General features: G+C 38.4%; 10 protein-coding genes and 1 pseudogene. 3 read left to right on the top strand and 8 right to left on the bottom strand.

What is annotated here, in order from left to right; genetic code table 11:
• The first annotated feature begins 637 nt into the window (after positions 1-637).
• Complete coding sequence (locus tag L3V42_RS17835) at positions 638-1,120, top strand: FxLYD domain-containing protein (RefSeq protein ID WP_238472614.1); 483 nt, start codon at positions 638-640, stop codon at positions 1,118-1,120.
• A gap of 563 nt (positions 1,121-1,683) precedes the next feature.
• On the opposite strand, the gene L3V42_RS17830 is transcribed toward L3V42_RS17835, so the two are convergent.
• The 7 genes from L3V42_RS17830 to L3V42_RS17800 are packed head-to-tail and all read right to left on the bottom strand — an operon-like array spanning position 1,684 to position 9,166.
• Positions 1,684-3,156: a sodium/proline symporter gene (locus L3V42_RS17830; RefSeq protein WP_238472613.1), complete on the bottom strand. Its 1,473-nt coding sequence runs from the start codon at positions 3,154-3,156 to the stop codon at positions 1,684-1,686.
• Complete coding sequence (locus L3V42_RS17825; RefSeq protein ID WP_238472612.1) at positions 3,153-3,293, bottom strand: hypothetical protein; 141 nt, start codon at positions 3,291-3,293, stop codon at positions 3,153-3,155. Before L3V42_RS17825 ends, L3V42_RS17830 begins: the two co-directional genes overlap by 4 nt.
• 21 nt (positions 3,294-3,314) lie before the next feature.
• Complete coding sequence (locus L3V42_RS17820; RefSeq protein ID WP_238472611.1) at positions 3,315-4,346, bottom strand: ketopantoate reductase family protein; 1,032 nt, start codon at positions 4,344-4,346, stop codon at positions 3,315-3,317.
• 18 nt (positions 4,347-4,364) lie between these two features.
• Positions 4,365-5,378 (bottom strand): NADH:flavin oxidoreductase/NADH oxidase, encoded by a 1,014-nt coding sequence (locus L3V42_RS17815; protein WP_238472610.1) that lies wholly within the window; start codon positions 5,376-5,378, stop codon positions 4,365-4,367.
• A 5-nt stretch (positions 5,379-5,383) separates the two neighbouring features.
• Complete coding sequence (locus tag L3V42_RS17810) at positions 5,384-7,126, bottom strand: M28 family peptidase (RefSeq protein ID WP_238472609.1); 1,743 nt, start codon at positions 7,124-7,126, stop codon at positions 5,384-5,386.
• A gap of 20 nt (positions 7,127-7,146) precedes the next feature.
• Positions 7,147-8,286, bottom strand: coding sequence for a M20 family metallopeptidase (locus L3V42_RS17805; protein ID WP_238472608.1), 1,140 nt, complete (start codon positions 8,284-8,286; stop codon positions 7,147-7,149).
• Positions 8,287-8,323: 37 nt separating this feature from the next.
• Positions 8,324-9,166 (bottom strand): MurR/RpiR family transcriptional regulator, encoded by an 843-nt coding sequence (locus tag L3V42_RS17800; RefSeq protein ID WP_238472615.1) that lies wholly within the window; start codon positions 9,164-9,166, stop codon positions 8,324-8,326.
• 361 nt (positions 9,167-9,527) lie between these two features.
• Here L3V42_RS17800 and L3V42_RS17795 point away from each other — a divergent pair.
• Positions 9,528-10,556: pseudogene (locus L3V42_RS17795) on the top strand (IS4 family transposase).
• 496 nt (positions 10,557-11,052) lie between these two features.
• Here L3V42_RS17795 and L3V42_RS17790 read toward each other — a convergent pair.
• A complete protein-coding gene (locus L3V42_RS17790) occupies positions 11,053-11,364 on the bottom strand; it encodes an excisionase family DNA-binding protein (protein WP_238472607.1) in 312 nt (103 codons plus the stop codon).
• Positions 11,365-11,531: 167 nt separating this feature from the next.
• Between L3V42_RS17790 and L3V42_RS17785 the strand changes: the two genes are divergently transcribed.
• A protein-coding gene (locus tag L3V42_RS17785; RefSeq protein ID WP_238472606.1) for an IS3 family transposase occupies positions 11,532-12,688 on the top strand; the annotation gives its coding sequence in 2 pieces (ribosomal slippage) (positions 11,532-11,775 and positions 11,775-12,688; 1,158 coding nt in all).
• The last annotated feature ends 215 nt before the right edge of the window (positions 12,689-12,903 follow it).

Genomic DNA, 12,903 nt, shown 5'->3' with positions numbered 1-12,903 from the left:
ACTAAATCGTGAATCGCAAAGGCAATATCATTTTCTTGTAGTTTCATTTCTAAATCTAGCGGCAAAACAACTTGATTCATGTTATAATGTTTAAACATAAGGACACCTCTTTTGTGATGAATTATTGCTGTGGTAACTTTAATTTTATCAAAAGGTGTCCTTTTTGTTTTTGTTGAGTAAAATAAGAGTAAATAGAAAATCGCTTCACGCTTTTTGCGCGAAGCGATTTTCTATTTACTGGGGTTTTGTCCCAGCCTCATTTTTTATGTTATTTTTCCAAAAATCGCATACACTATACCAATAAGCGGAAAAGGGTGTGGGTTAGTATGAAGTCTAATAAAAGAACATCACCGCCGCGGAATCCAAACAAGCGACCTTGTATAGCAAGAAACATTACTTTTTTAGTGCAAAAAGAAAATGAAGACTTGCTCCGTTTGTTGTCTAAAAGACCGCGGTTCATGGACCGAATGAAGAATGATTTATTAAGGGAATAATTTTACTTCTTCACTAGGAGGTCGACTTTTGACCTTCTTTTTTTGCTTTCATTTTTTAGTCCAAATATAAACTGTAAGTTTTTGTGAATAGTTGTAAAATGAGGTGGTAGATAAAAACTAGAGGGTAGGGAATAACAGCATGCATGAAAAAATTATTTTTGCTTCTTGTTGTTTCGGTTTTATTATTATCCGCTTGTTCTAACGAAGCTAAAATCGAACAGTTATCAAAAGAAGTGGATGGATTGGCTGCTCAAGGAAAGTATTTAGAGGCAGCTGAAGTTCAAAAAGAAATTAATGCTTTGCGGAGAGGCGAGAAATACATAAAGGATGAAAATCCTAAAAAAACTGCTGAGATTGGATGCAAGAGTAATTTCGAAAAATTAGAAATTACAAACACATCTATTAATTGGTCCAGGCATTCAGATGTTGGTGATCTCACCGGAGAAATTACTAATAATGGTTCTAAGACACTAGATGGATATTTTAGTGTTTATTTCTTTGATGAAGACAATCGCATAGTTAAAGATTATATGACACATATTCCCGACGGGGGTATTAGCCCTGGAGAAACAAAGTATTTTAGTATCCCAATCAATAAGTTTGATTTTAGTTACTATGAATTTTAGGGAGAAACAATTACAGAAAAGTAACTTAATTAAATTGTGCACAAAACCACAATTAGAAGGCTAAATTAGCCTTCTTTTTTGTTGCACGCAAACAACCAACCTATCTCAAAATAAAATCTAATTGCGAAAATTTGCGCTTCTCACGGATATGGCGCATTATATAAAAACCCACCTTATCTTGTTAAACTAACCTGCCCCGTTAGTACAATAACTTCAACAAAAAATCGTTAAAACTTCTTGATTGATCACACCAGAGGATTCAAGACATCCTATTATGTTTTATCAACAACATTTCCCCAAGAATATATGACACTGAATTCCACCGAGATACCCCATACAGATTCTTCGTGTTTTTCTCACTGAATCCCTCTGAAGTACATGACTTGTTCTATATCTTTAATTACGAACTAGGCTTCTGTTACGTTTCGATATTCATATACTTTTTTACTTAGCTAACCTTCCCATTACCAAACCCACCACCAATAACCTAAAATCTCCCTAACAAAAATAGCTGGTTCAAATTCAATAGAACTCAAACCAGCCAAAATTTCCTTTGAAAAATTCTATTTTTTCCATACTTTAGCCGACAAACTCAATTCCTGACGTATCTGCTTTATATCAGTCTGTTCAGTCAATTTACTCACGACAACGATAACAATAAGTGAAATTAATATCGCTGGTAGAGCTTCAGTCATGATGAAGGGAACATCTGGTGTAAATCTACGCCAAAACACTACGGTTAGGAATCCTGCAAACATCCCTGCAACTGCGCCTTGGTTTGTCAGTTTATCCCAATATAAGGAAACAATCAATACCGGTGCAAATGTTGCGGCTAGTCCCGCTGAGGCATATACCGTAATCCAGAATACAGACTCTGAACTGTATATTGCTACCAGCGTAGAAGCTATCCCTACAATACCGATAAATAATCTGGTTACCATAATAATTTGTTTATCAGTTGCATTTTTATTAATATATTTTCGGTACACATCTTCCCCAAACGTAGAACCTGCGGAAAGCAGCTGGGAATCTGCCGTAGACATTAACAAACCAAGAAATACTGCAATCATGACACCCGCAAATAATGGGTGGGTAAACTCGACTAACGCAACCGGGAATACGTATTCCGGATTATCGATTGCCGGTAAAAGTACTCTCCCTGCATATCCTACCAGGAAAGCCCCCCAGTATGTAATAGATAGAGCACTTAATGTAATAGCAAATGATTTGCGAACTTCAGATGAACTTGAGATTGCAAAGAAACGTATCGTATCGTGTGGTCTTCCTACGATTGCGACACCAAGACTTAAATATCCAAAAATAAGACCAAACAGTGTAGATCCTGCTGCTCCCATGTTAGATGAGACCATCCCTGGATCTTGTGCACCTACCGTAGAGACGATATTAGACCATCCACCTGCTTCAATAACTAAATATATCCCTAAAATAGCGGTACCTACTACTACGAGAATCCCCTGAAAATAATCCGTAATCGATACACCGGCAAATCCACCGAATAAACAGTAAACGGTAACTGCAACACCAGCTATTAAAACAGCCACAGTAGGATCAATATTAAATACGGTTTCAATCGTCATTCCACCTGCAGCAAGCTGAGAGCCTACATACACCGACATAAAGACAACGATGGAAAGCGCGGAAATAATCCGAATCAAGTGCGGATTGCCTCGTACCCTTTTTACAAAGTAGTCCGTATAAGTATAAGCATTGAGTAGTTCAGAATAATTTCTAAGTCGCTTGGCGATCACCAAGTAAGAAAACATAAAACCTAAATTATAACCTATCAATGTGTAAAAAGAAGATGGTCCAAGTGTGTAAACCATGCCAACAAAACCGATTAACACAAATGCACTCATCCCAGAAAAAGCATAACTGATCGCCGTGACCCAGCTACTCATCGCCCGGCCACCCAAGTGAAATCCTTCACGCGTATCCGTAAATTTATACGTATACAAACCAATCCCGATAAGGATGATGAAGTATATGATAATTGGTATTAACATAAGAAAATTCACTTCATATCCCCCTCTTCCCCATATACTTCGTAATCTTCATTTTTCCCTATCAAATAATAAATAATGGAAAAGGCAGTTAAAGCCCCCGGTATAAGCACAACGACCGCCCATGCCCCTAAAGTCCAACCCAGAAACATCGTAATCTCCCCTTATCTCATCTATATTTTGTCAATCAAAACTTGTAAATTGTCTTCGCTCATCTCACGTTTTCCATCTTCAATTTCCGTAATTAACTCAAGAAGTGTTTTCAGCAATGTCATAGAGAAACCTTGTTTTTCTCCTTCAGCAATGATTGGATTCAATTGCTGAGGCACTTCTGTCTTCCGCTTGCGGACCGCCAAGTCTCTCCAGATTCCGGTTCTTGTTTTTGTATAACCTCTTAGCCTGTTTTCAAGTATTTCAAATTGTTCGTTCAGCTTGTCTTCCTGTAATTCCGGAAAAACATAAGTCGGTTCCCAGTCATCAAAGAACTCCGGTTTGATTCCTTTTTTATCGGCTACTTGCAGCACTTCTTTTCCTAATGCCATGACCAACGGACGATATTTTTCACTAGCAATAAAGTCAGCGATAGTAATGTTCGAAGTAGCAGTTGCAGTCAGAATTGTGCCATATGCCAGCTTACTCCATAAATAACCGAAGATATTATTTGTTTTCTTCGCTTCACCCCAATTCTGGAGTGCCCGAACAAGCTGATTTACCCGTTCACTGTCCTCTCCATCCACTTCACCAATATAGAGACTGCCTACACCGCCATATGAAATCACTCCAGGCTCCAGGTAATCAGCAAACAAGTTTACAAAACACCCTACTGTTCTTTCTCTGCCTACTTCCTCGGCGATAATCTCTTCATTTAACCCATTTTGGAATGAAACGATAAATCCATCTTCAGCAAGCAAATCGGAAATTGATTTGACTGCTGCTTCTGTATGCTGCGCTTTTACCGCCAATAAAACAATGTCAAGTTTTTCATTTTTCTTTTTAAATCCATCTACTGTATAAGCAGTTGCCTGTACCGTAAACGTGTCATCAACTGTTTTAATCGTAAGACCGTCTTCATTCATCTTTCGTACATGATCTTCATTTACATCGAGGAGCGTGACACGATAGCCGGCTTTGATAAGATAAGCACCAATAACTCCGCCTATTGCACCTACACCAAGAATCGTAATGTTGAGATTATCTGTCTGCATTTACTCTGTTCCCCCCCCTTACATGTATCCTAAATTATATTCACCAGGTAACTCTAGACTGTAGCCTAATTTTTCGGCTGCTTCTTTTGCCCAATATGGATCTCGCAGCATGCCTCTACCGATAGATACCATATCTGCGTGCCCTTCCTTAATCACCATTTCAGCTACTTCCGGAACTTCCAATCGGCCAACGGACATCACTGGAACTTGAAGCTTTTCCCGGACTGCTTTTGCATAGCTCGTCTGATATCCAGGATACACATCGGGCCTATTTACCGAATCGCCACCAGTGGAAACATCGAACATATCTACACCTGCTTCAATAAACGTCTTACAATATTCCAACATGTCATCGAACGTATAACCTTTTCCGTTGTACTCGACTGCAGAAATTCTCATAATCAACGGCATACCGCTTGGAATCTCCGCTTTCACCGCCTGAATAACCTCTTTGGCAAATCGTACGTGTTCGCCATATTTATCTGTTCTTTGATTTGAGGCTGGGGATAAAAATTGATGAATTAAATAACCATGTGCGCCATGCAGCTCGATCGTGTCGAAACCAGCTTCCACAGTGCGCTTTGCCCCTTCCGCAAATAACTCTACAATTCTCTCTATCTCTTCCGTTTTCAACTCGCGCGGCAACGGGGATTTATCTGAGAAAGAAATGGATGAAGGAGCGACAATATCCCCTCCTTCAATCACCGATTTTCGGCCGGCATGCGCTAATTGCAGCCCACTTTTCGCGTCATACTTATGGATTTCTTCATTTATTCTCTTGAAAGCTTCCACTTGCTCTTCATTGTAAATACCTAAACAATGTTCTGTAATTCTTCCCCGCGGTTCTACATTGGTCATTTCCGTTAAGATCAGTCCAGTTCCTCCAATAGCTCTGGAAACGAGATGAATCATATGCCAATTTTCAGGAATCCCTTCTTTATTCGTTGCCATGTATTGACACATTGGAGAAAGAGTAATTCTGTTCTTAAGCTTCAAGTTTTTCAGTTCATATGGATCAAACAAGGATGGCAATCAAATCACTCCTTAATTATTTTTTCATGATATTCATCTGAAAGATGGATTAGCGATCGAAGGATAAAGTTCACTTTGTTCGTATTGCGAATCACCGTTGTCTCAATGACTTTGCACTCTCTAAATGGTAGCTCTTCACTATATCTACTTGCATCTTGAAGTAATGGCAATGGGGCAAGAGGTGATGCTGGATCATGATCGAATTCATTTTCTTTTACATAGTTCAGCCTTACTAAGCCCCTTGAGATTTCCATGTTCCATTGGTTATACAACCTGATTTGTGTTTCACTCTTCTCATCCAACACTTGGAATCCATCTTCCAGTTTTTGGATGGAATCCTTTAAGCTTTGAAGTCTTTCCTTCGTCCTTTGTAAAACAGGCAGTTTCGGCATATTTTCGGTATAAGATTCTACATAACCTTCTAGCTCTTTTACAGCTTCCAATTGATCTATTTTTAATACGGGGTGCATGCAAACATCCAAGACGATGGAGAGGTAAATCCTGCAATCTCTTTGCAGAAATGCTGGACTAATTTTATCCAACGTGTCCTCAGTCGTATGCCACCACCAACCAAATCCACCACCTTTTCCTCCACCAAATAATTTACTAAAAGCCGCACTCGCCGGAGTGTCCATCGGCTTTTGTTCTGAAAGACCCATCAGCAACGAAGGTACCCCAGGCCCCCAAAACGACTGATCGCCTGCCCGTCCATAACGGGTGGAGGTAAAGCCTTCCCCAGTTATGTCCTTAATTGCATCCGCAGCAATTTGTTTTGTCTCCTTCATTGCGTTTCCTTCAGATAGTACAACGGCATTTTTTCCACCGACAGAGTCAATATTTAGATGGAGTACACAATGATCATGCAAGTCCTCCCAGTTTTCATCTGCATAAAGGGCGGAACCGGCATAGCGACCGTGGGAATGTCCCGACCAGAAAGCCAGTTTCAAAGAACGATAGAGTTCAGGTTTTTCTTCTCCAATAATCCTAGCAATCTCAAGCATCACTGCATTAGCGCTTCCATTATCCATTGCTCCGTAATGCCAGGAATCAATATGTCCAGAGAACAGGATGTATTTTTCAGGTTCTACAGTTCCTTTATAATCTGCAATTAAAGTAGGTATCTCACACCATGTTGTCTCTACTTTTGTTTTCAACGTGCAAACCGCAGATTGTTCCTTTTCCAACAGTTCCCTAATCTTCTGGCCGTCTGCGTAATTTACAGATAGAACGGAAATTTCTGGATAGTTTTCCGCTTGATCTACCGTAGGGTTACCCCAAACGGTAGATACAATCATTTCATGGGTATATTCTGCATTGATAAAAATCGCTCCCGCGGCGCCGTATCTCTCAGCCGCTTCTACCGCTCCCGGAGTGGCTAGTCCATTAATTAAGACCGCTTTTCCTCTTGTATCTTTAGCTTGAAATTCATCTTCCGTTCCATCACCAACATCCACCAAGTCAGTATGGATGCCAGACTGCGGTGTAGACCCTGCCATGGAATGGGTAATGGAAGGAAACTCCAGATGATTAATCTCCAATTCTGCAGAAACGGGAACGCTAATATATCCATGTCTTTTATAGAGGTTGGTTTCAAAGCCGAAATGGCGTAAACGTTCCTCTGCATATTGGAAAGCCCGCCATTCCTCTGCAGATCCCGACGTTCGAACTTCTTTGGATATATTCCTTGTGAATTCCATTAAGTGCTCCTGACTAACTTTTTCCAATAGTGCTTTGTTGTTTTCTTCCATGAAGCGAATACTCCTTTCAACTAGTTTCCATATGTAGCCAGTAACATTGCCAAGAGCGCACTCCTCTTTGGCATTTCACTTAAAATCAAATACTCATGATGCGCATGAGCCCCATCACCTACTGCACCTAAGCCGTCCAGAGTCGGTGCAAGCGGAGCGGTAAGGTTACCATCACTTCCGCCTCCTGTTTCCTTTTCGGTTAAGTCCATTAAGATATATTTTTTAGCTAAATGCCGAGCTGTTTTGAATAAGCTTATTACTTCCTCCGTGCGCTCCAGAGGCCCTCGGTTGGCACCCCCTGTTACTTTTATATTGGAACCAGGTAATTTAGGTTTTAAGTTGAGCATCGTTTCTATTGCCCTTTCAAACTCTACTTGTGTTTTCGCTCTTAAATCTATTTCAGCAGAAGCTTTTTCCGGTATCACATTACTGCCGGTTCCACCAGAGATTTTACCGACATTAAAAGTAGTTCCTGTCTTAAAATCATTCAGACCTTCGATATCAAGTATTTGCAGAGCAAGTTCATGAATGGCACTTACTCCTTTTTCCGGGTCGATTCCGGCATGTGCTGGAAGACCGGTAGCTTCCACATTAAAAATACCAACGCCTTTTCTTGAAGTTTTCAAGCTTCCTTTCTCTGTCATACCCGGTTCCAACACAAAAACATAATCACTTTTCGCCGCTTCTTTCTCGATCAACTCCCTGGAAGAAGGGTTACCAATCTCTTCGTCCGAGTCAAATAAAAATACAATTTTCTTATTTAGCGGGATATTTAATTCCTTCAACGCTTTCAAGGCAAATAACCCTTGAATGATTCCTCCCTTCATGTCGAAAACACCCGGACCTACAGCTTTACCATTTTCCACCTTAAAAGGTCTTTTGTTAATTGTTCCTTTCGGCCAAATGGTATCAAAATGCCCTAAAATAAGAATCTGACTTTCTCCACTCCCCCATTCCCCTCTGATATGATTTCCATATACATCGTCTGGAATAATAGTTGTGGTTCCACCAGTAAGTTTTTCATATGTTTTAGCGAGCCAACTTCCTAGCTCGTCCACCAATTCCTTATCATGGGAAGGTGATTCTTTATTAACGATTTCCTCTAAATATGCATACATTTCTTCTTTTTGCGCTTCCAAATGTTGATAAATGTTTTGCATGCTATCCCCCTTAATTTTTCTCGGTCATCGATTAAAACTATTCGAGAACCTTTTTTTCTCTAGTAAATAAACTTAGAACGCTATTGACACGATTAGCAATCTTGGATTCATATTTTTCCTCAATTCCAGAAGTTAATAAATTTAAGTAGGTCATTACAGTAGAGATGGAGATCATTACTTTTGAATGCTCTTCAATAGCTGTGGTTAGACAAATATCAGCTATCCGCCCTACAGGTGACAAGCGTCGATCTGTCAATACAATAATCTTAGCTCCTTGCTCTTTAGCAATTTCAGCCAGTCTCAACGTTTCTGCAGAATAACTAGGCATAGAAATTAAAAAAACAACAACGTCTTTTTTCTCTTCCATAAAGTTTTTAAATGGACTCGTTTCTTCTGACAGAAAGGTTACATGATCTCGCATCAGACTCATTTTTAGATAAAACCAATGTGCTGCAGAGTAGGAGGCGAGATGGCCACCAACTTTTACCTCATCCGCTTCCATCAGCAATTCAATAGCTTGATTGAAACTTTCTTCATCCAAGTTTTGCAACATGTTTTGCAAAATATGTATATCCTTTTTTATGATTCCTTGAAGGGTATTCTTTTGGCTATTATCTTCTGTATTTTCCACTTCTACTGCGTTTAAAGCTCCAGCAGATTTTAAGAACTGACTTTTCAGTTTTTTTTGCATCTGCGAAAAGCTGGAAAAACCGAGATTATAAGAAAGCCTTATTACCGTTGTTTCACTTGTATCAACTTCATTGGCTATTTTCGCAATGGTGGACATGCTGAATTCAAATGGATGACTGGACAGATATTTACCTACCTTCTTCTGACCGGGCGGCAGCATATCATACCTTTCAGCTACTAATTCTTCCATATCCAAGCATATCTACTCCAATCTGAAGAATTTTATTCTTCTTTATTTATTTAGAAGTATTTTATAATTCTTTTATTAGTTTTATATAATACATTATTCCGATAATTAATGCAACAACTATTTTTATATTTTTGATCACTAGCGTTGCATTAATTAGGATTAAATATTAACAAGACCCCGAATTTTCGCTAATTTACTTTAATGCAAATAAAAAGTCCTTTATAATGGATTTAGTCAGGTGGTAACCCATCCAAATCCAAAAATAAAGGACAAAGCTCATGGATAAGGTTACACGAAAAACTTCATTTGGACAATGGTTTTCACCAATCAATCTTCAATTATTTGAAGAAAGTGTGAAACGTTGAAATTAGATTACTATACAAAAAAACTAACGACAGAGTCATTTTTAAAATTACTTCTTTTTGCGCAGCTGGAAGAGGTGGAAAGTTTACATGAACTAGCGGATTATCTTTTTGATGACGATCTACAAAAAGAAACCGATCTTGATACGATTAGTATTTCTCAGCTATCTCGGCGCTTGAATGGGATGAATCCGGATATCTTTCAGATACTTTTTCTTGATTTAGTGTCTCAAATTCATAAGAAAACACATTACCCAAAACTTATGATGCCATTGAAGATCATCGACTCCACGACACTGCCATTGAATTTAACCAATCACAGGTGGGCTGAATTTCGTAAGACGAAAGCAGGTGTGAAAGTACATTTAAAACTCGTATTTATGGAAAATGGCTTGTCGTATCCTGAAAAAGCCGTTATCACGAATGCGAAAGAACATGATCGCAACCAGCTTGAAGTGCTAGTCGATGACAAAGAATGCATGTATGTGTTTGATCGAGGTTACCTGGATTACGAGCGCTTTGATCGCATACCGATGATGGTTACTTTTTTCTCTCAAGACTTCGAAAAAATGCGTTTATACGAGTAGTTGGTGATGATTTTGAACTCCCTCATGATTCAACGGTACTGTCGAATGGTGTTAATTGGCACCTCACAAAATCGTGCGGAGAATTACTTTCGACTCGTAAAGGTTGAAGATACGAAAGGAAACGTACTTCACTTAGTTACAAACCGTTTTGATTTAAGCGCAGATGAAATTTCCGAGATGTACAAATCACGTTGGGCCATTGAGATATTTTTTAAATGGATGAAACAACACGTGAACATCAAAAAATTCTACGGGCAAAGTGAAACAGCAATCTACAGTCAAGTGTTTATTGCACTGATCGTATTTTGTTTAAATGTAATCGTTCAAATTAAGACGAACAGTAAACGAACCCTCCTACAAATCAGCCGTTATTTAAGAGCTGCCTTATGGAAACCAGGGCATATCTGGGTACGAAAAATCGAAGGGAAAGGTGCTTCTTAATTCTTAAAATCTGGCTGTCGCTCAAGTCTAATTGTATATTGTAAAAAAATGAATGGAGCCACCTTTAGTTGGGTATTTACTTTTTTGGCTCTAATAGAAAAAATACTAAAACTGAAAATTCTGGTATTATTTATGCAACGCTAGTGATTTTTGATATATGTAAATAGATTTTTGTTATAATTTAAATAAGATTAATATTACATTTTTGCTTTTATTGTGGTGCTATGGGTTGCTGCCCTGCATCACTTTTTTTTTACTTTTTCCTACTAAATATAGTTTTTATTTTTATTTCATCCTGTCTATTTTTTCTATTCTTCACCACCTCCCTAAGCTAGTACTTACTCTAGTTTGTTTTTACTTCACCAAAATAGAAGTTTTCTAATACGTTAATGGCAATTACATATGCTTTGATTTCACGCTTTATATTTTCTTATTGCAAATTACTATAATTACTTAGCAAGCATATACTCTTGCAGACTTGAACTAGCATAATCGATTATTTATTTACCTCCTTTAATCGTTCGAAAAATTTAATATCGTTATTTGTGGCTGTCATGCTCATAGTCATTTCATCCAAGAACTGATCTACCTCTGGATTTCTAAACAGATATTTTGAACCTTGCTTATAGTAACGTAAGCCATTCTTAATTAAACGGTCCACAATTGTCGGCTTCCTCAAATTCAAGTATTGTTCCAATTCGGCAAACGTCATAAAATACTTTTCATGTACCAATTCTTCTACACGTTCATTTATTGCTCTTTCTAGCATTCTTCTAACTGTTTTCTCATCAATGTCAATGTTTAACAACGGAATCTCCTCCCTATGCTTTTATCACAATTCCTATTAATAACGATAACTGATTAATAGCATGGCCCATCTCTTATTTAACTAATTGTGTTGTTTGATGCTAGTATAGTTTCATGGACACATCTAAGTTAAATTTTATACAATGAATTTTAAGGAGGATGTGTCCGATGAGTACAAGAAATAACAGCAAACGGTATAACGATGATTTTAAAAGGATGATTGTAGATCTTTATCAATCGGGAAGTTCTGTAAAATATTTAAGCAGCGAGTATGGCGTATCTGATGTAACGATCTATAAATGGATTAAAGATTTAACTCCGATTGAAGGGACAGATGGCAAAGAGATTACTCCAAAAGATGTAGACGCCATTCAAAAAGAGAACCTTCGCTTGAAACAGGAGCTTGAAATCCTAAAAAAGGCTATGGCCATATTCGCTCGAAAGTAAATGACACAGAACTAACTGAATTTATTACAGAACATAAAGATGATTATCCCATTCGCACGATGTGTGAAACCCTTGATATGCCTAAAAGTACGTACTACCAATCGCTGCATAAAACAGAATCAAACCGTGATCGTGAGCGTCGTGAATTCACAGAAAAGATCATACAGATTCATGAAGATAGTAAGAAACGATATGGTGCACCTAAGATTCATGAAATCCTTGTAAAACAGGGCCACAAGATCAGTATAAATCGGGTTCAACGCTTGATGAAAAAAGCTGGAATCCAATCGATCATCGTTAAGAAGTTTCGGCCGACACCTAGTAAAGAGAAAGTGGAAGAACGAGAGAACATTCTTAAAAGAGACTTTACAACGACAGCGATTAACCAAAAATGGGTTGGCGATATCACGTATATTCATACGCTTCGTGATGGCTGGTGTTACCTTGCATCTGTATTAGACTTGCATTCAAGAAAGGTTATTGGGTATTCATTTGGACGTTCGATGACGACTGAATTGGTAGAAAAAGCTTTAGAAAACGCTTATGTCACACAGAAACCTAATGATGGCGTCATCTTCCATTCTGATTTGGGTTCACAATATACAAGTGATGCCTTCGCAGAAAAGATTCAGGACTACAAGATGACACATTCCTTCAGTCATAAAGGCAGTCCCTATGACAATGCTTGTATCGAGTCTTTTCATGCGATCTTAAAGAAAGAAGAAGTAAACCACGTACAATACTTAGATTTTAACGCTGCGCGAGTAGAGTTATTTAAATATATTGAAGGCTGGTATAACCGCAAAGGAATACACGGCAGTATCAACTATCTAACGCCACAAGAGATGGAAGATTTAGCGCTCCATCAAGCAGCATAATTGCACTAATTAACATAAGAGCACGGCTTTACTTGGAGAGGTGCGCGTGGTAGGCTTTCACCTTGCGAAAGGTCTATTTACTAACCTTTTGTAACTGCTAAACTAGACTCAACAGTTTTCCACAAATAAGAGTAAACAGTTTTCACCAATTAAGACTAAACGGTTTACTAATTCCATATCCCTTTCGGTATACTTAAATCGGAGTATGTCGAAGG

Source organism: Oceanobacillus alkalisoli (assembly GCF_022213125.1).
GTDB classification, from domain to species: Bacteria; Bacillota; Bacilli; order Bacillales; family Amphibacillaceae; genus Oceanobacillus; species Oceanobacillus alkalisoli.
This window is presented reverse-complemented; position numbering and strand designations above follow the sequence as displayed.